Source organism: Paraburkholderia terrae (assembly GCF_002902925.1).
In the GTDB taxonomy this organism is placed as follows: Bacteria; Pseudomonadota; Gammaproteobacteria; order Burkholderiales; family Burkholderiaceae; genus Paraburkholderia; species Paraburkholderia terrae.
This window is the reverse complement of the sequence record NZ_CP026111.1, coordinates 637,161-658,907: the sequence shown is the minus strand read 5'-3', so window position 1 is coordinate 658,907 and position 21,747 is coordinate 637,161. Positions and strand designations below refer to the sequence as shown.

Annotated in this window: 17 protein-coding genes; 14 read left to right on the top strand and 3 right to left on the bottom strand. The window is 64.5% G+C overall.

The genetic code is table 11. The features are described 5' to 3' along the window. Positions 1 to 21 precede the first annotated feature (21 nt). The 10 genes from C2L65_RS02940 (at position 22) to C2L65_RS02895 (ending at position 13,654) form a co-directional block, all read left to right on the top strand. Positions 22 to 537, top strand: a complete 516-nt coding sequence (locus C2L65_RS02940; protein WP_042310546.1) for a DUF192 domain-containing protein — start codon at positions 22 to 24, stop codon at positions 535 to 537. A 256-nt stretch (positions 538 to 793) separates the two neighbouring features. After that, a complete protein-coding gene (gene fusA / locus C2L65_RS02935) occupies positions 794 to 2,899 on the top strand; it encodes an elongation factor G (protein ID WP_042310545.1) in 2,106 nt (701 codons plus the stop codon). Between the two features lie 982 nt (positions 2,900 to 3,881). Beyond that, positions 3,882 to 4,379, top strand: coding sequence for a cupin domain-containing protein (locus tag C2L65_RS02930; protein WP_042310419.1), 498 nt, complete (start codon positions 3,882 to 3,884; stop codon positions 4,377 to 4,379). A gap of 25 nt (positions 4,380 to 4,404) precedes the next feature. Continuing rightward, positions 4,405 to 5,424 (top strand): HoxN/HupN/NixA family nickel/cobalt transporter, encoded by a 1,020-nt coding sequence (locus C2L65_RS02925; protein WP_042310417.1) that lies wholly within the window; start codon positions 4,405 to 4,407, stop codon positions 5,422 to 5,424. 256 nt (positions 5,425 to 5,680) lie between these two features. After that, a complete protein-coding gene (locus tag C2L65_RS02920; RefSeq protein ID WP_042310415.1) occupies positions 5,681 to 7,366 on the top strand; it encodes an ABC transporter substrate-binding protein in 1,686 nt (561 codons plus the stop codon). A gap of 31 nt (positions 7,367 to 7,397) precedes the next feature. Continuing rightward, positions 7,398 to 8,408 carry an ABC transporter permease gene (locus C2L65_RS02915; protein ID WP_042310413.1) on the top strand — a complete coding sequence of 337 codons (1,011 nt, stop codon included), beginning with the start codon at positions 7,398 to 7,400 and terminating at the stop codon, positions 8,406 to 8,408. Beyond that, positions 8,405 to 9,298, top strand: a complete 894-nt coding sequence (locus C2L65_RS02910) for an ABC transporter permease (RefSeq protein WP_007745287.1) — start codon at positions 8,405 to 8,407, stop codon at positions 9,296 to 9,298. The genes C2L65_RS02915 and C2L65_RS02910 overlap by 4 nt, the downstream gene beginning before the upstream one ends. Further along, complete coding sequence (locus C2L65_RS02905; protein WP_042310410.1) at positions 9,295 to 11,412, top strand: ABC transporter ATP-binding protein; 2,118 nt, start codon at positions 9,295 to 9,297, stop codon at positions 11,410 to 11,412. The genes C2L65_RS02910 and C2L65_RS02905 overlap by 4 nt, the downstream gene beginning before the upstream one ends. A gap of 591 nt (positions 11,413 to 12,003) precedes the next feature. Continuing rightward, a complete protein-coding gene (locus C2L65_RS45355; protein ID WP_158660406.1) occupies positions 12,004 to 12,900 on the top strand; it encodes a hypothetical protein in 897 nt (298 codons plus the stop codon). 298 nt (positions 12,901 to 13,198) lie between these two features. Further along, positions 13,199 to 13,654, top strand: coding sequence for a hypothetical protein (locus C2L65_RS02895; protein WP_042316442.1), 456 nt, complete (start codon positions 13,199 to 13,201; stop codon positions 13,652 to 13,654). A 32-nt stretch (positions 13,655 to 13,686) separates the two neighbouring features. Here C2L65_RS02895 and C2L65_RS02890 read toward each other — a convergent pair whose 3' ends face one another. Beyond that, positions 13,687 to 14,532, bottom strand: coding sequence for an aldo/keto reductase (locus tag C2L65_RS02890; RefSeq protein ID WP_042316473.1), 846 nt, complete (start codon positions 14,530 to 14,532; stop codon positions 13,687 to 13,689). Positions 14,533 to 14,698: 166 nt separating this feature from the next. On the opposite strand from C2L65_RS02890, the gene C2L65_RS02885 reads away from it, so the two are divergent. Beyond that, entirely contained in the window at positions 14,699 to 15,445 is a 747-nt protein-coding gene (locus tag C2L65_RS02885; RefSeq protein WP_035986207.1) for a GntR family transcriptional regulator, read from the top strand. Positions 15,446 to 15,454: 9 nt separating this feature from the next. Here the strand turns inward: C2L65_RS02885 and C2L65_RS02880 are convergent, their stop codons facing one another. Then, positions 15,455 to 16,849, bottom strand: coding sequence for a CoA transferase (locus C2L65_RS02880; RefSeq protein ID WP_042316444.1), 1,395 nt, complete (start codon positions 16,847 to 16,849; stop codon positions 15,455 to 15,457). Between the two features lie 118 nt (positions 16,850 to 16,967). On the opposite strand from C2L65_RS02880, the gene C2L65_RS02875 reads away from it, so the two are divergent. After that, the gene (locus C2L65_RS02875) at positions 16,968 to 18,212 is read left to right on the top strand and encodes a citrate synthase family protein (protein ID WP_042316446.1); all 1,245 of its coding nucleotides are present in this window, start codon (positions 16,968 to 16,970) and stop codon (positions 18,210 to 18,212) included. A gap of 16 nt (positions 18,213 to 18,228) precedes the next feature. Here the strand turns inward: C2L65_RS02875 and C2L65_RS02870 are convergent, their stop codons facing one another. After that, positions 18,229 to 18,540 (bottom strand): DUF2917 domain-containing protein, encoded by a 312-nt coding sequence (locus tag C2L65_RS02870; protein ID WP_042316448.1) that lies wholly within the window; start codon positions 18,538 to 18,540, stop codon positions 18,229 to 18,231. A gap of 206 nt (positions 18,541 to 18,746) precedes the next feature. Here C2L65_RS02870 and C2L65_RS02865 point away from each other — a divergent pair, with 206 nt between their 5' ends. Beyond that, entirely contained in the window at positions 18,747 to 20,159 is a 1,413-nt protein-coding gene (locus tag C2L65_RS02865) for an aminotransferase-like domain-containing protein (protein ID WP_042316449.1), read from the top strand. Positions 20,160 to 20,261: 102 nt separating this feature from the next. Further along, positions 20,262 to 21,731, top strand: a complete 1,470-nt coding sequence (gene mdtD, locus C2L65_RS02860) for a multidrug transporter subunit MdtD (protein ID WP_042316451.1) — start codon at positions 20,262 to 20,264, stop codon at positions 21,729 to 21,731. Positions 21,732 to 21,747 lie beyond the last annotated feature (16 nt).

Genomic DNA, 21,747 nt, shown 5'->3' with positions numbered 1-21,747 from the left:
TATTCAGCAAGGAGCTATGTCGTGCGATTTTCATTGCGCTCGTTGATCGCGCGCTTCGCGATTGCAGTTGCATTGCCTGTTGCCGCATTGTCGGCCGTGTCGCTGACGGCGATGTCCGCGCAGGATGCGCATGCGCAGCAGATGCCCCAGGGCGCCAAACAACCCAGCGAATTTCCGCGCGCCAAGCTCACGGCAGGCATGTACGTCATCGACGCCGCCGTCGCCGCGAACGATCCGGACCGCGAGCAAGGTTTGATGTACCGCACGCAACTCGCACCGAACGAAGGCATGCTGTTCGTGTTCGGCGAGAACGCCGTGCATTGCTTCTGGATGAAGAACACGCTGATCCCGCTGTCGATCGCATTCATGCGCGCGGACGGCACGATCACCGACATCGACGAGATGCAGGCGGAAACCACCAACAACCATTGCCCGAAGAACAACGGCGTTTACGCGCTGGAGATGAGCAAGGGCTGGTTCACGTCGAAGGGCATCAAGCCCGGTATGAAGATGCAGGGACTGCCGGCGCCGCAATAAGCGAACCCGCCTCCCACACACGAACCGGACGGAAGCCGGCGCAGCCGCAAGGCGCGCCGGCTTGTTTTTTATCCGCCGCGCCGCAACGTATGGCGGGCGCCAGGTCTGGCGGCTTCTGGCAGGATTCCTGCAAAAGCCAGGCCGACACGCTATTCTTATAGTCTCACCAGTAGCACCGAGATCGTCCGGGCCACGCAGCACATGCCAGCAGAAGGCCCGGCGCCAGCCACCGGCGCGCCAACACATGGAGGTTCACGTGCCCCGCAAGACTCCTATCGAGCGATACCGGAACATCGGTATCAGTGCTCACATCGATGCCGGCAAGACCACCACCACCGAACGCATTCTTTTCTACACTGGCGTGACTCACAAGATCGGCGAGGTTCACGACGGCGCGGCGACGATGGACTGGATGGAACAGGAGCAGGAGCGCGGCATCACGATTACCTCGGCGGCCACGACAGCCTTCTGGAAAGGCATGGCGGGCAATTATCCGGAGCATCGGATCAACATCATCGACACGCCGGGCCACGTCGACTTCACGATCGAAGTCGAACGCTCGATGCGCGTGCTCGACGGCGCGTGCATGGTGTACGACTCGGTCGGCGGCGTGCAGCCGCAGTCCGAAACCGTATGGCGCCAGGCGAACAAGTACAAGGTGCCGCGCATTGCGTTCGTCAACAAGATGGACCGTGTGGGCGCCGACTTCTTCCGCGTGCAGCGTCAGATCGCCGAGCGCCTGAAGGGCGTCGCGGTGCCGATCCAGATTCCCATCGGCGCGGAAGAGCATTTCCAGGGCGTCGTGGATCTGGTCAAGATGAAGGCGATCCTCTGGGACGACGAGAGCCAGGGTATCAAGTTCACGTACGAAGAGATCCCGGACAACCTCAAGGACCTCGCGCATGAGTGGCGCGAAAAGATGGTCGAGGCGGCGGCGGAAGCGAGCGAAGAGATGCTCGAAAAGTATCTGACCGATCACGAGAGCCTGACGGAAGACGAGATCAAGGCGGGCTTGCGCAAACGCACGATCGCCAACGAGATCGTGCCGATGCTGTGCGGCAGCGCGTTCAAGAACAAGGGCGTGCAAGCCATGCTCGATGCCGTGATCGACTATCTGCCCTCGCCTGTCGACGTGCCCGCGATTCTCGGCCACACGGAAGACGACAAGGAAGCGGAGCGTCATCCGAGCGACGACGAGCCGTTCTCCGCGCTCGCGTTCAAGATCATGACGGACCCGTTCGTCGGTCAGCTGATCTTCTTCCGCGTGTATTCGGGCGTCGTGAATTCGGGCGATACCGTCTACAACCCGGTGAAGGAAAAGAAGGAGCGCCTCGGCCGTATTCTTCAGATGCACGCGAACGAGCGCAAGGAAATCAAGGAAGTGCGCGCGGGCGACATCGCGGCGGCTGTCGGTCTGAAGGAAGCGACCACGGGCGACACGTTGTGCGACCCGAACAACATCATCATCCTGGAACGGATGATCTTCCCTGAGCCGGTGATCTCGCAGGCCGTCGAGCCGAAGACGAAAGTCGACCAGGAAAAGATGGGCATTGCGCTGAACCGTCTCGCACAGGAAGACCCGTCGTTCCGCGTGCAAACGGACGAAGAGTCTGGACAGACGATTATTTCGGGCATGGGCGAGTTGCACCTGGAAATTCTCGTCGACCGGATGAAGCGCGAGTTCGGGGTCGAGGCGACGGTCGGCAAGCCGCAGGTTGCGTATCGCGAGACGGTGCGTATCAAGGTTGAAGGCGTGGAAGGCAAGTTCGTCAAGCAGTCGGGCGGACGTGGGCAGTATGGTCATGCCGTCATCACGCTCGAACCCGATCCGGGCAAGGGCTACGAGTTCGTCGATGCGATCAAGGGCGGCGTGATTCCACGCGAATTCATTCCGGCTGTCGACAAGGGTATTCAGGAAACGCTCAAGGCTGGCGTGCTGGCGGGTTATCCCGTTGTCGATGTGAAGGTGACGTTGACCTTTGGTTCGTACCATGACGTCGACTCGAATGAAAACGCGTTCCGGATGGCTGGTTCGATGGCGTTCAAGGATGCGATGCGTAAGGCGAAGCCGGTGCTTCTTGAGCCGATGATGGCTGTTGAAGTGGAGACGCCTGAGGACTTCATGGGTAACGTGATGGGCGATCTTTCTGGCCGGCGAGGTATTGTGCAGGGTATGGAGGATATTGCCGGCGGTGGCGGCAAGCTCGTGCGGGCTGAGGTGCCGCTTTCGGAGATGTTTGGGTATTCGACGTCGTTGCGGTCGCTTACGCAAGGGCGTGCTACCTATACGATGGAGTTCAAGCATTACGCTGAGACGCCGAATAATGTCTCGGAAGGGATTATTAATTCGAAGTCCAAGTAACCCGGTTTGGTTTGCTTGGTGCGAAGGCCTGTTCCTGATGGGATGGGCCTTTTTTTTTGGCTGTCTGCGACACTGGGTGGTTTGCTTGGATTTTCTCTGGCATCCGCGTTACGGTATCCGCCGTTCAGGCGTCGCCCCTGTGCGGGGCGGCACCTACTTTTCTTTGCCGCCGCAAAGAAAAGTAGGCAAAAGAAAGCGGCTAACACCGCCAACATTTCTTCTTGCCTGAGGGCCCCCAACCGGTCCCTTACTTCACGCGGCAACTTCTCGATTCAAGTTCGTTGCCAGCGCTCTTGCAGTGCGCCTCACCCGCTTCACGCTCCCGCGTTTCAGCATGCCTTGCCAGATAGTCCACCGCCGCCCAGGTGGCAAACTGTGTGTAGGCCGTAGCACTACACACGCCTCACTTCGGACCCGATTGCGCACGCGTTCCACCCTGTCAGAGCGCCAGGCTATACGACGCAACAACCTACACACAGTTTGCCACCTGGGCGGCGCAAACCATTCGCTGCCGCTAGCTCTTGTTCGGGTGTTTGAAGTGGGTGAGGCGGTCATTCGAAGCGTTGGCAACGAACGCGAACAGAAAGGCCGCCGTGTGAAGCGTGGGACCGGTTGGGGGCCCTCAGGCAGGAACTAGAACTGGCGGTGTTAGCCGCTTTCTTTTGCCTACTTTTCTTTGCGGCGGCAAAGAAAAGTAGGTGCCGCCCCGCACAGGGGCGACGCGTGAAGCACGCTAACGAATCGCTGATGCCAGCGCAAAGGCAAACGCACAGTGGCAACACAATGAAGCGCGAAGGCATAACGCGGATGCCAGCGCAAAGGCCAGAACAACCAAACCGGCCGCGCCACGAAGCCAAACCGCGAAAGCAACGGCATACCAAGAGTCGCCAGACAACCCAAAACCCCAACCCCACTCAAACTTTTGTCCATGCCAGAATAACCAACCACGACGCCCTGCAAGCACCCGGCAAGGAGACAAAGCATGAGCCACGATCACGAGCACACACCCCAAACCCCGATTGACTGGCGCGAACACGGCGTCAAAGTCATCAAGGGCGACCAGCTCGACACGAACACACCACAAACCCCGGGCATGAACCGCGCCGCCGCGATCAACGCCGCGCGCGCCGGCGCGCAAAAGCTATGGGCGGGCACCGTCACAATCCACCCCAACGCAAAGACAGGCGCGCACCACCACGGCGCGCTAGAAAGCGTGATCTACGTCGTACGTGGCCACGCCCGCATGCGCTGGGGCGAGCATCTGGAATTCACGGCCGAAGCGGGCCCCGGCGACTTCATCTTCGTGCCCCCGTATGTGCCACATCAAGAAATCAACGCCAGCACCGACGATCCCCTCGAATGCGTGCTCGTACGCAGCGACAACGAAGCCGTCGTCGTGAACCTGAACATCGACGCCGTCGAGCAACCCGAAACCGTCTACTGGGTCGACCCGATCCACAAGCACCCGCACGATCATTGACCAATCGCAAACCCAGGCCCAACGTATGACGCCGACCCTTTCGCTGCGCCCCCGCCTCGTCACGCTGTATGCCGGCCTGATCACCGCCAATCTCGCCGCGTGGGCGTGGGCGCTGATCGCGTTTCGCGACTATCCGCTGCTGCTCGGCACCGCGTTGCTCGCCTACGGCTTCGGCCTGCGGCACGCCGTCGACGCCGACCACATCGCCGCAATCGACACCGTCACGCGCAAGCTGATGCAGGAAGGCAAGCGGCCGCTCGGCGTCGGACTGGCGTTCTCGCTCGGACATTCGACCATCGTGATCGCCGCCACCGTCGGCATCGCGTTGACGGCGCTGTCGCTGCACGGGCGCTTCGAGGCCTTTCATGCCGTGGGCGGAACCATTGGCACGATAGTGTCGTCGGTCTTTCTGCTGGTGCTGGCAGGCGTGAACCTCGTGATCCTGCGCGATGTGTGGCGCCGCTACCGGCACGTGCAGCAAGGCGGAGAACTGACGCACGAAGACGCCGCACGCGGTGCGCCCGCCGGTCTGCTGTCGCGCGCGCTGAAGCCCCTCTTCCGGCTCGTCACGAAAAGCTGGCACATGTACCCCGTCGGTGTGCTGTTCGGCCTCGGCTTCGACACGGCGACGGAAATCGGCCTGCTCGCCATCGCCGCCGCCGAAGCGGGCAAAGGCCTGCCGCTCTACTCGATCCTCGTGTTTCCCGCGCTCTTCACGGCGGGCATGACGCTCGTCGATTCGACCGACAACGTGCTGATGGTCCACGCCTACAGCTGGGCCATGGACGACCCGAAGCGCAAGCTCTACTACAACGCGAGCATCACGTTCGTGTCCGCCGTAGTCGCGATCGCGATCGGCGGCATCGAGGCACTCGGCTTGCTATCGGACAAGCTCGGACTCAGCGGCGGTGTGTGGGACGCGGTGGCAGCCGTCAACGAACGCTTCGGCATGCTGGGCTACGGCATCGTGAGCCTCTTCATGCTGTGCTGGATCGGCTCGATTTTGTTTCATCGCTGGCGCAGGCCCGCGCCGCTCGGCCGGTAACACTGCCGCGAACAACGCGCCGCCTAAGCGCCGAAACAGCCGTCACAGCGCGCCGCCCGTTGCAGCGATGCGCCGCGCCGTTGTGCGCACGACACAACTGCCGCCGGGAATCGTATGAAGGGAACCGCGCGCGGCCGCGAATCCTCCCAATCCAGAGGCAATCGCTTACACTGAACCCGCATCATCGTCGCACTACCACCGCAGCGCCTCGCACAGCACGCGTGGCGTCCCAACAGAACGGATCGGACCACCATCGATGAAGAAATCCGCGGACCCGCGTTTTGCGCCTCGCCCGGCAGAAACACTTGACCTGGAGGCGGCACGCCGCAGCGCCAACGCCCACGGCAATCACGCCATCGACGAATTTCTCGCCGGCCGCCTCACGCGGCGCGAACTGCTGCGTTATGCGAGCGTGATCGGCATGTCGCTTGCGGGCGGCGGCTTGCTCGCACCACGCAGCGCCCGCGCGCAAGCCGCGGCGGGCGCGAACGCGACGATCCGCGTTGCGCACCTGACGCCCACGGGCGCCGTCGATCCGATGACGGTCACCGACTCCGCAAGCCTCTGCCTGCTCAATCAGACGGGCGAATTCCTGATCGACGACGACGGCGAAAAGCAGACGCTCAAACCCGTGCTCGCGCTGTCGTGGAAGCCGAACGACAAGGGCGACGTGTGGACCTTCAAGCTGCGCGAGAACGTGAAGTTCCACGACGGCCAGCCCTTCACCGCGAAGGACGTCGCCGCGACCTTCGATCGCCTCGCCGACCCCGCCGCCGGCTCGGCTGCCCTTTCGACGCTGAAGGGCGTTCTATCGAAGGGCGGCACGAAGGTCATCGACGATCACACGGTCGCATTTCATCTCGACGCGCCCAACGGTAACTTCCCGTACTACGTTTCGTCCGACAACTACAACGCGGTGATTCTCCCCGCGAACTACGCGGGCAACTACGAGAAAACCTTCATCGGCACGGGACCGTTCAAGCTCGAGAAGTACCAGGCGAAAGTGGGCGTGTCGTTCGTGCGCAATCCCGACTATTGGGGCGAAAAAGCGCTGCCGCAGCGCGTGCAGTTCACCTTCTACGCGGACCAGCAGGCGCAGATTCTCGCGCTGCAAGGCCATCAGGCCGATGTCATGCCCACGTTCACCGTGCAGGGCGGCCAGGGTTTGATCAACAACCCCGAGTTCAAGGTGGTCGGCGTGAAGTCGAGCGCGCACCGGCAAATTCACATGCGGGTCGACAGCCCGCAGTTCAAGGACAAGCGCGTACGCCAGGCGCTCGCGCTGTCGCTCGATCGCGAAGTGATCGTCAAGGGTCTCTTCAAGGGCCGCGCGCAGGTCGGTAACGACAGCCCGTTCGCGCCCGTGTTTCCTTCTTCGGATGCGGGCGTGCCGCAGCGCAAGATCGATGTCGCGAAGGCGAAGCAATTGCTCGCGCAGGCGGGCGTGCCGAACGGTTTCGACGTGACGCTCACGACCGAGAAGTTCATGGAGATTCCCGATCTCGCCGTCGTCGTGCAGAACTATGCGAAGGCGGTGGGCATCCGCATCAACCTGAAGGTCGAGAGCCAGTCGCAGTACTATGGCTCGGGCACGCCCGGCAAATCGGACTGGCTCGATTCGCCGCTCGGCATCACCGACTATGGCAGCCGCGGCGTACCGAACGTGTTCCTCAACGCGCCGTTGACGAGCACGGGCACATGGAACGCCGCGCACTTCAAGAACCCGCAGTACGACAAGCTGGTCGCCGATTACGTCGCCGCGCTCGATATCGCCGCGCAGAAGAAAGTGTCCGCGCAGATCCAGACGCTGCTGCTCGACGAGACGCCCGTGATCTTCCCGTTCTTCTACGACCAGCTGATCGCCGCGCGCAAGCAGTTGAACGGCGTGCGCTTCACGGCAATCGCGCAGCTGTATTTCGATCGCGCGACGCTCGCGGCCTGATTGCGCGCAACGCGGCGAGCAAGGGATATCGATGTCGACCACGGTTTCCGCTTCCGTTGCTCGTGGCCCGCGCGGCAGCGCGATGCGCGTCGTGCGCTTCATCGGGACGCGGGTCGGCCTGTCGTTGATCACGCTGTGGCTGCTGTCGGTGATCGTGTTCGCGGGCGGCCAGCTGCTGCCAGGCGATATCGGCCGCGCGATACTCGGCCCGCTCGCCGATCCACGCGCCGTTGCCGCGCTCAATCATCAGCTCGGCGCGGACCGCCCTCTCCTGACGCAATACACGCAGTGGATCACGCACTTCGTGCAAGGCGACATGGGCTTGTCCTACACGTATCGCGAGCCGGTTGCGTCGTTCGTCGGCAGTGCGCTGGCGAACTCGGCGAAGCTCGGCTTTCTTGCGTTCATCGTGGTGGTGCCGCTCGGCATCGCGGGCGGCGTATGGGCGGCGATGCACGCAGGTCGCTGGCTCGACCGCACGATCAGCATCGTCGGTCTGTCGGCTACCGTCGTGCCTGAGTTCGTGTCGTCGATCGTGCTGATACTCGTGTTCGGCGTGTGGCTGCAATGGCTGCCCATCGATGCAACGTATCCGCCCGAAGCAGGCATCTTCACGCAACTGAAGCATCTCGTGCTGCCCGTCCTGCCGCTCGTGTTCGTGTTCTTCGGCTATATCGCGCGGATGGCGCGCGCGGGCACGGTCGAGGCGCTCGACGCCGACTACACGCGCACCGCAATCCTCAAGGGATTGCCGCCGCATATCGTGATCGGCCGGCACGTGCTGCGCAATGCATTGCTGCCGACCATCACCGTCGCGGCGACGCAACTCGGCTACATGATCGGCGGACTGGTCGTCGTGGAGACGCTGTTCCACTATCAGGGCATCGGCTCGCTGATCTACAACGCAGCGAAGGCCAAAGACTTCCCGATGCTCGAAGGCGGCGTGCTGACCATCGGCGTGGTGTACACGGTCGCCAATCTCGTCGCCGATGCGTTGTACGTGCTGCTCAATCCGCGCTTGCGCGTGAGGAGCGCCGAATGAGCACGATGGCTTCGCCTCCGCCCTCGTCGAACACACCCGCGCCCGCCGCGCCGCGCGCGAGAGACACGCGCTATGACACGCTGCGCATGCTGCTGCGCTCGCCGACCTTCATCGCCGGCGCGGTGATCGTGCTGTGGTGGATCGTCTGCGCGATTGCAGGAACGTGGGTCGCGCCGCTCGATCCCTACGCGTCCGATCCCTTGAACTCGCTCACGCCGCCCGCTGCAGGCCACTGGTTCGGCACCGATCAACTGGGCCGCGACGTGCTGTCTCGCGTGATCGTCGGCGCGCGCGACATCCTGACTATCGCGCCGCTCGCGACGCTGCTCGGCACGCTCGCGGGCACTGCCCTCGGTCTCACGGTCGGCTACTTCGACGGCTGGGTCGACAACGTGATCGGACGCGCGATCGATGCCGTGCTCGCACTGCCGCTCGTGATCGTCGCGCTGCTCGCGCTGGCCGCCGTGGGCGCGTCGAACCTCACGGTGATCCTCGTGATCGGCATCACGTTCACGCCCATCACCGCCCGTACGGTGCGCGCCGCCGTGTTCGCCGAACGCCATCTCGACTACGTCGCCGCGGCCCAACTGCGTGGCGAGAACGCGTTCTACATCATGTTCGCGGAGATCCTGCCGAACGTGCTGCCGCCTATCATCGTCGAAGCGACGGTGCGTCTCGGCTATGCGATCTTCGCGGTCGCCACGCTGTCGTTCCTCGGCTTCGGCATCCAGCCGCCTTCCGCCGACTGGGGCCTCGCGCTCTCCGAGTCGTACACGCTGATGGCGGGCGGCGCATGGTGGACTGTCGTGTTCGACGCGGCTGCGATCGCGTCGCTGGTGGTCGGCGTGAACCTGATCGCCGATGCCGTGCAAGGAGCCGTCGACGGATGAACGGCCCTTCTCCTCCTCCGCCGCCCGCTTCGTTTCCCGCCTTCGATGTGTCGAAGAGCGAGCAATCCGACGCGCTCACGATCGTCGGCCTGACGGTCGCGTATCGCACGCGCGGACGCGAGCGCGACGTGCTGCAAGACGTGTCGTTTCGCATCCGGCGCGGTGAATCGTATGGGCTCGTCGGCGAATCGGGCTGCGGCAAGTCGACGGTCGCGATGGCGACGCTGCGCTATCTGGCGCGCAACGGACGCGTGAAGGCGGGTCGCATTTCGATTGCGGGCAAGGAAGTGCATTCGCTCGATGCCGCCGCATTGCGCGATCTGCGCGCGAACAGAATATCGATGGTGTATCAGGACCCGTCGCGCGCGCTCAATCCGTCGCTGACGATCGCGCGCCAGGTGGCCGAAGCGTTCGAGGCATCCGGCGCGACGCATGAAGATGCGCTGAAACAAACGGCCGATATGCTGCGCAAGGTACGCATCGCCGAGCCCGAGCGCGTGATGGACAGTTATCCGCATCAGTTGTCGGGCGGCATGCAGCAGCGCGTCGTGATCGCAATGGCGCTCGCGTCGAAACCTGCGCTGCTGATTCTCGACGAACCAACCACCGGTCTCGACGCCACTGTCGAAGCCGAAGTGCTCGATCTCGTCGCGCAACTGCGCGACGAGTTCCACACAGCCGTGCTGTTCATCAGCCACAACCTCGCGGTGATCGGCAGGATGTGCGAGCGCGTCGGCGTGCTGTACGCGGGCAAGCTCGTCGAAGAAGGCGCGACGCAGGACGTGTTTGCGCGGCCGCGTCATCCGTACACGGTCGGCCTGTTGCGCTGCCTGCCGACGATCGGCCGCAGCAAGGACAATGACCGGCTCGACACGATTGCGGGTAGCCTGCCGCAGCCGGGTTCCATCGCGCAGGGTTGCATCTATGCGGAGCGCTGCCGTCTCGCCGACGACCGCTGCCGGCGCGAAGCGCCGCCGCCGTATCGCGTGAGCGCGCGGCATGGTGATCAGATGTCGCGTTGCCATTATCACGAACGCGCCATGGAACTGCCGCGCGCGACACCCGTCGATGCGCCCGCTCATGCTTCCGGCAACGCGCACGAAACCCGCGACGCTTCGCCCGTGCTGCGCGCGGAAAGCGTATCGAAGACATTCCACGTCGCGGGCGCCGCGCTGCGAGCCGTCGACGATGTATCGCTCGAACTCGCGAAGGGTGAGACGCTTGGTCTCGTCGGCGAATCTGGCAGCGGCAAGACGACGCTCGCGAAGTTGCTGCTCGGCCTCGTATCGCCCGATGCGGGCAGCGTGATCGAACTCGACGGCACGCCTTTGCCGGCACGCGTCACGAACCGTAACGACGAACAGGTGAAGTCGCTGCAGATCGTGTTCCAGAATCCCGACTCGGCGCTCAATCGCGCGCACTCGGTCAGACGGCTGATCGGGCGCGCGTTGTCGCGCCTGTCCGCGCTGCACGGCGACGCGCGCGAGGAAAGGCTCGCGTCGCTGGCACAGGCTGTCAGGCTGCCCGACCGTTATCTGACGTCGCGCACGCGGCAGCTGTCGGGCGGCTTGAAGCAGCGCGTCGCGATTGCGCGCGCGTTCGCGGGCGATCCGCGCATTGTCGTTTGCGACGAACCGACCTCTGCGCTCGACGTGTCCGTACAGGCCGCGATCCTCAATCTGCTCGCCGATCTGCAGCGTGATCGCAGCGTGAGCTATGTGTTTATCTCGCACGATCTGAATGTCGTGCGCTATCTGTCCGATCGTATCGCGGTGCTGTACGTCGGCCGCCTGCTGGAGATCGGGCCCGCGTCGGCCGTGTTCGACGGTCCACATCATCCTTATACGGAAGCGTTGTTGTCGTCGGTGCCTGCGCTGGATCAGCGTGACGGCGAACAAACTCCCGACGCGAAGCCGCAGCGCATCCGCCTCGCCGGCGAACTGCCGAGCCCCGCCGCGCCGCCGTCCGGCTGCGTGTTTCATACGCGCTGTCCGCGCAAGCTGGGCGCGATCTGCGAGCAGCAAGACCCGCCCTACGCCGATGCCGGCGACGCGCATCGCATCCGCTGCCATATCCCCGTCGACGAATTGCGCGTGCTTCAGCGCCGCAACTGATCCCCTGTCCCCGCGCCGCATCGTCGCGCGCTGAAACGAAAAATCGCGTCATTCGAGGCCTGCGTTTCAGGTCCGAAACGTTTTTTGCGCGTTTCGATGCGCGCACAACGGAGCGGTCACGCGAATGCCACGCGCGACGGGCGTTCGCGCCCAATGGCATGTTTATCGCTAAATGACGCTCACGCATGGGGTTGCGTCGGGATCGACAAATCCTCGGCAACACTAATTCGCGCCGTCACGACGAACGACGCAACGGCACGCAGAAAGGACAGTCGATCCCGCGTCGGGCGGATGAAGCGTCATCGCATCCGCCGGGCTATGTGGGGCTCGCACGCGGTCCGGCGCCGACAGCCAACGACAACAGGCGCCAGGCACACATCAGAAGCCGCAGGCAGCGGGATGCCAGGCAGGGAGCGTCGCGCGCGACGTGCCGTCGAAAACGGCACACGCATCGGGAACCGGAAGAGCGAAAAAGCTCCGCCCGCCGCCGAACGGCTCAGCGCGTACAGTACGAACAAACGGGACAAGGCGACAAGCAGTGAATAAGAAATGACGGCTTGCGGGGGTCGTCGTTTCCTCGGGAGAGGTACGATGAAGAACAAATCATTCGATACGTACTACTACAATGTTATACGGGGTACGGCAACCTTCGTGGTTGGCGCGGGGACTTTAATGGCGGCCCAGTTCGTTCAGGCCGCATCCGCGGACGATGTGATTCCGAAGTGGATCGTCACAGCCGATGCGCCGCTGCCTGCCAGCGGAGCGTCGGCTGCGATGCAACCTGCACAGAACGATACGGCATCGACGGGCGCGGAGTCCGGCACGACGACAGCAGCTGACGATGCGGCTTCAGTTTTTCTTCTCAAGACTTGTGTTGGCAACGCCGGCAACTGCGCGCCAAACGGCGGACGCGGTAGCGGCGCAGGCGCGAGCGCGGGTGCCGCTGGCGCTGGGTCGTCGGGTTCGTCGGGTTCGTCCGGCGCAGCTTCAGGCGGCGGTGGCGGGTTTGGGGCTGCGGCGGGCCCGAGCGGCAATTCGAGCGGTGGTGGTAGCGGTGGTGGTAGCGGTGGCGGTGGCGGTGGCGGTGGCGGTAGCGGTAGCGGTAGCGGTAGCGGTAGCGGTGGTGGTGGTGGCGGTGGCGGTGGCGGTGGCGGTGGCGGTGGCGGTGGTAACGGCGGTGGCGGTGGCGGTGGTAACGCCGGCGGTGGTAACGCCGGTGGCGGTAACGGCGGCGGCGGTAACGGCGGCGGCGGTAACGGCGGTGGCGGTAACGGCGGCGGTGGTAACGGCGGCTGCGGCTGTGGTGGCGGTGGCGGCAGCGCAGGCGGCCCTGGCGGTGGCTTCGGCGGCTTCGGTGGCGGCTTCGGTGGTGGCTTCGGCGGTGGTTTTGGCAGCGGCGGCTTCGGCGGCGGTTTCGGCAAAGGAGGCGGCTACGGCGGTGGCTCAGGTTCAGGCGGCGGCGGTCACGGTGGCGGCAACGGACACTGAGATCGCACGGACGGCGCCCCCGCGCCGTCCCCATACGACGACCATCACGCAGCGCGCAGACGCTTCCTGGCCGACGTTGGCGGTGACGTTCCGATCCCCCGGTCGAACGTCACCGCCGGGGCCGGGAACGCCGTCGACGGCATTACCGGCAAGGCTTCGGCGACACGAGCCGACGCATAGCTATGTTCACGGCAGGAACAACAAGAGCGGTCCGGCAAAGCAGTCGGGAAAAACGCATCGGAACCAAACCGCCCTGCTCGCCTCATATCTATTCAACGTTCGATATGAGGCCTTCTACATGCAACGAAACTTCCCCCGCCCCGTTGCACGCATTACTTTGGGCTTGCTGCTGGCTTCGCTGACGGCTGGCGCATCGCTAGCGTATGCGCAAAATGCGGCGCAAACCGCAGCGCAAACCCAGGCCGCCCCTCCCGTCGATCCCACCTTCTCCGCGTGGTCGCTCGCGCAATCCTGCCAGCAGAAATCCGATAACGTCGCGCACGGCCAGTGTGTCGGTGCAATCCGCGGCATCATCCACGGCTACCAGTACGGCGTACTGTTCCTCAGCCAGCGCACGTCGCTTGCGGCGAAGGAAACGCAGCGCGTGTCATTGTGTCTGCGCGACGTGCCCGTCTCGACGCTCGTCGACGAATTCGTGCAGGACGCGAGCCAGGTCAGCGCGGATTCGCTCAAGCGCACACCCGCCGAAGTCGCCGTGCTCGGCTCCGTCCACATGCATCACGCGTGCGACTGATCAGCCGGTAAAACAGCGCAAGCGCCGCATGCTCACAGCATTTCGAGCGGCCGCTTGCTGCGCGGCGGACGAAAGTGCGCATCGATAGCGGCGAGGTCATCGGCGGAAAGCTGCAGGTCGAGCGCGCGGCGGTTGTCGCGCACGTGCTCGATGCGCCCTGACTTAGGAATCGCGAACACATCGGGTTGCCGCAGCACCCACGCCAGCGCGACCTGAAACGTCGATACACCATGCCTGTCGGCGATATCGTCGAGCGGCGAGCGCTTGGGCAGGCGCGCATGATCGACGGGGCTGTACGCCATCGCGGGCATCTTGCGGCCCGCGAGCCACGGCAGCAGATCGAACTCCGGTCCGCGCCGCGCGACGTTGTAGAGAATCTGGTTCGTCGCGCATGCATCGCCGTGCGGCACGCCAACGAGTTCTTCCATATCGTCGACATCGAAGTTGCTGACGCCCCAGTGGCGTATCTTGCCGTCGCGGCGCAGCGCCTCGAAGCCCGCGACCGTCTCTTCGAGCGGCACCGAGCCGCGCCAGTGCAACAGATACAGATCGATGCAATCGGTCCTCAAGCGCTTCAACGACTGTTCACATGCATGCTGCACGCCGCGTTTGCTCGCGTTGTGCGGATAAACCTTGCTGACCAGAAACACGTCATTGCGCAAGCCCTGCAACGCTTCGCCCAATAGCGATTCCGTCGCGCCTTCGCCATACATTTCCGCCGTGTCGATCAGCGTCATGCCGAGTTCGATACCGCCGCGCAGCGCCTCGATTTCGGCCTTGCGGCGCGACGGATGCTCGCCCATCTCCCACGTGCCCTGCCCGAGCTTCGGAATGGGTTCGCCGTCGGGCAGCGTCACGCTGGCGATGTCCTTCGTCATGATTGCGTCCTCGCAGATGATGTCGTGAAGAAGCGCCGCGTCACAGCGGCCAACGCGACGAGTGTAGCGCCTGATCGCGACGCGCATTGGCGTCCCGGCAAAACCCCGCTATAACGCGAGGCGCCGATGACATAGAATTGCCGCTTGCCCTACTTGCGTCCGTCACATGAACCCAGCCTCGGAAGACCGTTGGCGCGATCTGCGCCCGGACCCGGAAAACGATACGCCGCTGTATCTTCAGCTCGCCCGCAAGCTCGGCAGTGCGATCCACGAGAACCGCTGGAACGCAGGCGAAGCGCTGCCATCGGAGCGCGTGCTGTCGGATGCGCTCGGCGTGTCGCGCATCACGGCACGCAAGGCCATTGCGCTGCTGGTCGAACAGGGCTTGATTCGCCGCTCGCAGGGCGCGGGCAGTTTCATCACGCCGCGCTATGAAGATCCGCTGTCGCGTCTGTCGAGCTTCAGCGAAATGCTGCGCCGGCGCGGCTTTACGCCAAGCTCCCAATGGCTGTCGCGCGAGATCGTGCCCGCCAATCGCGATGAAGTGATCCAGCTCGGGCTGTCGCCCGCTGCTGCCGTCACGCGGTTGCGCCGCCTGCGTCTGGCGGACGGCATCGTGATGGCCGTCGAAAATTCGACGTTCCCCGCTTCCGTCATTCCCGACCCGCAGGCCATCGGCGATTCGCTGTACACGTATCTGGAGCAGCGCGGCTTGACGATCGTGCGCGCGCTGCAGCATTTCCGCGCGGTCAACGCGAGCGACGAGATCGCGCAGCAGATGAGCATCGCGCCGAACGACGCGCTGCTGCTGATCACGCGCGTCGGCTACACGGCCGACCAGCGCGCGATCGAACTCACCGACACCTACTGCCGCAACGACTACTACGACTTCGTCGCCGAACTGCGCAAGTAGGCGCGAGGTTCAGTCCTCCCAGCGCGGCGCGTCGGAGCCGATGGGCACGGGCGGCCTCGCGTAGAACGCGGGTGTCTCCGACATCCGCTCGGCGGGCGCCGCCGCCCGCACGCGGCCAAACGGAGAATTGACTTCGTGCAGACCGTCCTGCACGTCGTCGTACTTGACATCGGGCACGCGCCAGCCCGCTTCGATTTGTCCCATCGATTGCAGCCAGCGGCCCGTCTGCGCCAGCGACAGCCGCACATGCCAGCTGCCGCCCTCCTGCGCGCGCCGCGCAAGCGCAACCATCGCGCCGAATGCGGCGAGATAGCCGGTTGCGTGATCGAGCGCCTGACACGGCAGATGCTTCGGGCCGTCGACGCCCGCCGCGCGGCTCTCCGTGTACGCGATGCCGCTAGCCGACTGAACGAGGCTGTCGAAACCGCGCCGCGTCGCCCACGGCCCCGCGTGCCCATACGCCGAAATCGACACGCAGACGATGCCGGGGCTCAATCGTGCCAGCGTTTCGGGATCGAAGCCGCGCGCGGCAAGCGAGCCTGGGCGATAAGCCTGCATGAACACATCCGCTTGCGCGGCCAGCGCCTGCAATTGCTCGCGCGCCTTGGCCTCGCGCAGATCGAGTGTCGCGGAGCGCTTGCCGCGCCCGTTGTCGATGACGAGCGGCGCGATGTTCGGCAGATGCGGGCCGTTGATCAGCAGCACGTCGGCGCCATGTTGCGCGAGCGCGCGCCCCGCGACGGGACCCGCAATGATCCTCGACAGATCGAGCACGCGCGTGCCTGACAGCGGCCTGGTCGCGTCACCCCTTCCAGGCGCTTCGGCCGGCGCATCGCCAATCCGCTCGATCTCGAACAGCGGCAGATTCGCAATCGCCTTCGCCTGATCGAGCGCCGCCCATTCGCGCGGTGAGCGGATCAGCGCCGCGCACAGGCCGGCGTCGGCGAGTGTCTGATCGAGCTGCGCGCCGTCCCAGCCGCGAATCGCCTCGGCGACCGCGCCAGGATCGCCGTCGCAGCCGAGCACCTTCAGCACGCCGTGCAGATGATGCGGAAAGTTCGTGTGCAACTGGATCCAGCGGCCGTCGCGCGTTGCGTAGAAACCGGTGACGGGATGGCGCAGTTCCGCTGGCAAGCCGTCGTTCACGCGCAGATAGCGCTCGCTGCGAAACGCGATCAACGCGCGCCGCACGCTCACGTCGGCATGTTGCATACGACCCGTGCGCAGCCTGAAGCACTCGGCGGCGGCAAGCGCCAGCGCCGCAATCGATGCGCTCGCGAGCGTCCCGACACGAAACACGGAGGGCAACGCCGGATCGTTGCCGTCAATCGACACATAGTCGAGCAAGGCCGGATCGCAACCGGCAGCGGACCACAGATGATCGAGAGCGAGCTGGGGCGTCATGATGGACGGGCTTCCTGAAGATGAAAGACGTGACCCAGTCTAGTTTTACGCCTCGCCATGATCAATCTTGATTCATATAATCAATATATATTCATTTCTTTGGCTTTCCCGCGCCGATATGTCCAACGCGATGTCCGCCCCACGCTATCTGTCCGCCGACGAAGCCGCCGCGATGCTCGGCATCAGCGTCACGACGCTCTACGCCTACGTGAGCCGCGGCATGCTGAGCTCGGCGCCGGACGCGAACACCAAGCGTCGGCGCTACGACGCGGACGAAGTACGCCGCCTCGCGCGCCGCAAGGAAGATGGCAAGCGCGCGGGCAAAGTCGCGCAAAAGGTGCTGGATTGGGGTGTGCCCGTGCTCGAATCGTCGATCACGCTGATCGCGGACGGCAAGCTGCTGTATCGCGGCCGCGATGCGATCGAACTCGCGCGCACGGGGACATTGGAGGAAGTGGCGGCCTTGCTGTGGGAATGCAGCGCGCGGCGCATCGCCGATGCACCCGCCGCGCCGCTTGGCGCCGCGCAATGGTCGGCTTGGCTCAAGCTATGGAGTGACAGCGCCCCGCTCGATCGCGCACTCGTGCTGTTGCCTGCCGCCGCCGCGCAGATGCCGCGTGTCTGGGCGCTCGGCCGCGACGCGCAGCTCGACAATGCCTGCGCGCTGATCCGGCTGATGGCGGGTGCGATGATTTCGGCGGCACCGTCGAACGAACCGCTGCATAGGCAGCTTGCCAGCGCGTGGGGCGTGCGCAGCCGAGCGCAGATCAATCTGCTGCGTGCCGCGCTCGTCGCGTGCGCGGATCACGAGCTGAATGCGTCGACATTCACGGTGCGGTGTATCACGTCGACGGGTACGCATCTGTTCGGCGCCGTGGTGGGCGGGCTTGCTGCGTTGTCGGGACCGAGGCACGGCGGAGAAACTGCGCGTGTCGCCGCGTTGTTCGACGAAGCGGCGCGCGCCGCCGATCTCGACCGCTATCTGGCCACACGGCTCGCGCAGCACGAGCAAAGCGCGCCGGGGCCCGTGATCTCCGGGTTCGGACATCCGCTGTATCCGGACGGCGATCCGCGTGCCCGTCTGCTGCTGGAACTACTCGATGAATGCGCGCCTGCCCGCTCGCCGTTCGCCGACGTGCAGCGGCTCGCGCGCGTCGTGCGTGACACGACAGGCGCCGAGCCGACCGTCGACTACGCGCTCGCGGCCATCGAACGGGTGCTCGGCCTGCCGGCCGGGGCGGCTTTCACGCTCTTCGCGGTAGGCCGCGTGACGGGCTGGATCGCGCACGCGATGGAACAGACCAGCGACGGCCGCCTGATCCGTCCGCGCGCCAGGTACATCGGCGCGTACGAAGCGGACTGATTCAAAGACCCGCGCTTCAGGCCGTGAGCAGCCAGCGCGGCATCCACGTCCAGCGCGGCGCGCGCCGCCGCTCGACTTTCACTGTGTCGCCCACGCCGCCAGTCACCGTCAGCGAGAGCCGCACGCCGTCCCGCCCCGCGCTCAGCCACGCGACGGCGCCGCGCTTCAGTTCGAACGACTCGCCCGCTGCGAGCCAGTAATCCTCGGCGTCGCCCTCAACGGTCAGCCAGAGTTCGCCCGCCAGCACGTTCACGGCAAGCGGCTGCGCAGCCCGCCAGGCGCTTGCCGGCTCGCTGTGATCGAGTTCGAAAGTACGGATTTCACGCATCGCTGTGCTCCTTGAAATGCTTTTTCGCTTGCATCCATTATTGTCGTGCGATGATGACTGTCACATGCACAGTGCTGAACAGTTTCAAAAGAACTGTACAGCCAGAAAACCTGACAGTTGTCGGCGCTTCGACCATGACAGACCGTGACGGACGGCTGGCGAAGCGCTCGAAAGAAGCGCGAAGAAGGCGCTGAGGAAGGCAAGCCATGAAGCTCGACATTGAACTGAACCGCGAAAACGGCGTGCCGCTCACCGAGCAGATCGTCAGCGGCGTACAGGACTGGATACGCTCGCGCACCGCGCATCCCGGCGCGAAGCTGCCGTCGATCCGCCAGTTCGCCACTGACAACGACATCAGCCGCTTCCCCGTGATCGAGGCTTACGACCGGCTCGTGTCGCTCGGTTATCTCGATTCGCGGCCGGGCTCCGGCTTTTACGTGGCCGAACGGCACCGCGCCGCGATGAGTTGTCAGGGTGCGTCCGACCCGCGCCGCGCCGAAGACGAATCGACCCATATCCTGCAACAGTTCAATCATCCCGGCGAATCGCTGAAGCTCGGCAGCGGCTTCATTCCCGAGGCATGGCGCGACATGGACAGCCTCGCGCAGGCGATCCGCCACGTGTCGCGCACCGACGGCGCGAGCATGATCGATTACGCGACGCCGCTCGGCAACGCGACCCTGCGCGAACTTCTGCAAGGACGCATCGAGCAGCTCGGGATCGAAGCGGAGGCGTCGCAGATCCTGATCACGTTCGGCGCGAGCCAGGCGATGGACCTGCTGATGCGCTACCTGCTCAAACCCGGCGACACGATCTTCGTCGAGGACCCGGGCTACTACAACTTCAACGGCCTGCTGAAGCTGCATGGCGTACACCTCGTCGGCATTCCGCGCACGCGCACGGGCCCCGATCTCGACGCGATGCAAGCGCAGTTGCAGCAGCATCGGCCGAAGCTCTTCTTCATCAACTCGGTGTTTCACAACCCGACAGGCACGACGATCGCGCCGCCCATCGCGTTCCGCCTGCTGCAACTCGCGCGCGAACACAACTTCAAGATCATCGAAGACGATATCTACGCCGACTTCCAGACCGAACCCACCGACCGCCTCGCCACGCTCGATCAGCTCGAACACGTGATCTACATCGGCGGGCTGTCGAAGACCTTGTCGTCGTCGCTGCGCATCGGCTATGTGATCGCGGACCACGCGACCATCAAGGATCTCGCCGACATCAAGATGCTGACGAGCATCGGCGGTTCGCGCTTTGCGGAAGCCGTGACCGTCGCGTTGCTCGAACGCGGGATGTATCGCAAGCATCTCGAAAGATTGCGGCGGCGCATGCGCGATGCGCTCGGCGCGACCGTGCAAACGCTCGAAATGAGCGGCTGGCAGGTGTTCGAGAATCCGCTGGGCGGCAAGTTCGTGTGGGCGCGCGTGCCGCATGTCGAGGATGCGGAGCGGCTCGTCGAATGCGGCGTGCCGCTCGGCGTGACGGTGGCGCCCGGCAGCTACTTCCGGCCGAATGCGGAGCCGAGCCCGTGGATACGCGTCAACGCTGCGTTTGCGAACGATCCGCGCGCACGGGCGTTTTTTGAGGCGGCGGTGCAGTTGAAGCCTTAGCGTAGACGTCGGGCGCGACGATCGCTGCCCATGCCGGCGGCGGTGCCGTCCGTCACGCTTTTTCCTTAGAATGTGGGCTCCCCGCCCAGCCGCCCTGCCTTCATGTCCGAATCGACCGAATCCGCATCGCCCGCCGCGAGCAACCGCACCGCGAACACCGCGCCTACTGCCCGCTCGTTGACCGTGATGCTGTGGATCGTCGCGACGGGCTTCTTCATGCAGACGCTCGATTCGACGATCGTCAACACCGCGCTTCCCGCGATGGCAAAAAGCCTCGGCGAATTGCCGTTGCGCATGCAATCAGTCGTGATCGCGTACTCGCTGACGATGGCCGTGATGATCCCGGTATCAGGCTGGCTCGCCGACAAGCTCGGCACGCGGCGCGTGTTCATGAGCGCGATCCTTGTCTTCACGATCGGCTCGCTGCTGTGCGCGAATGCGCAAACGCTCACGCAGCTGGTCGCTTATCGCGTGCTGCAGGGCGTGGGCGGCGCAATGCTGCTGCCCGTAGGCCGCCTTGCCGTGCTGCGCGTGTTTCCCGCCGAACGCTATTTGCCCGCGCTGTCGTTTGTTGCAATTCCAGGGCTGATCGGTCCGCTAATCGGCCCGACGCTCGGCGGCTGGCTCGTCAAGATCGCATCGTGGCACTGGATCTTTCTGATCAACGTGCCCGTCGGCATCGCCGGCGTGATTGCGACGTTCATCTTCATGCCCGACAGCCGCAACCCCGATACCGCGAAGTTCGATATCAAAGGCTATGTGCTGCTGATTGTCGGCATGGTGTCGATTTCGATGGCGCTCGACGGACAAACCGAATTCTCGATCCAGCACGCGACCATGCTGATGCTGCTGATCCTTTCACTAGGCTGTTTCGTTGCCTACGGTTTGCATGCGACGCGCGCGGCCAACCCGATCTTCTCGCTCGATCTGTTCAAGATCCACACGTTCAGCGTCGGCCTGCTTGGCAACCTGTTCGCGCGGATCGGCAGCGGCGCGATGCCGTATCTGATTCCGCTGCTGCTACAGGTGAGCCTTGGCTACAGCGCGTTCGAAGCCGGCCTGATGATGCTGCCCGTCGCCGCGGCGGGCATGTCGTCGAAGCGCCTCGTCACGCGGCTCATCATGAAATACGGCTACCGGCGCGTGCTCGTGTCGAACACGGTGCTGGTCGGCCTTGCGATGGCGAGCTTCTCGTTGACGAGCGAGCATCAGCCGCTGTGGCTGCGCCTCGTGCAGCTCGCCATCTTCGGCGGCGTCAACTCGATGCAGTTCACCGCGATGAACACGCTGACGCTGAAAGACCTCGGCACGGGCGGCGCGAGCAGCGGCAACAGCCTGTTCTCGCTCGTGCAGATGCTCGCGATGAGCCTCGGCGTCACCGTCGCGGGCGCGTTGCTGACCACATTCACCGGCCTCATGCCGCGCGTCACGGCGGCCAACTCGCTGCCCGCCTTTCACGCGACTTTCCTGTGTGTCGGCCTGATCACGGCGGCGACGTCGTGGATCTTCGCGCAGCTGTCGGCCGATATCCGGCAGCCCGTGAGGCGCGCCGATCCGCAGGAACGCACCTGACGCACGTGACATTCCG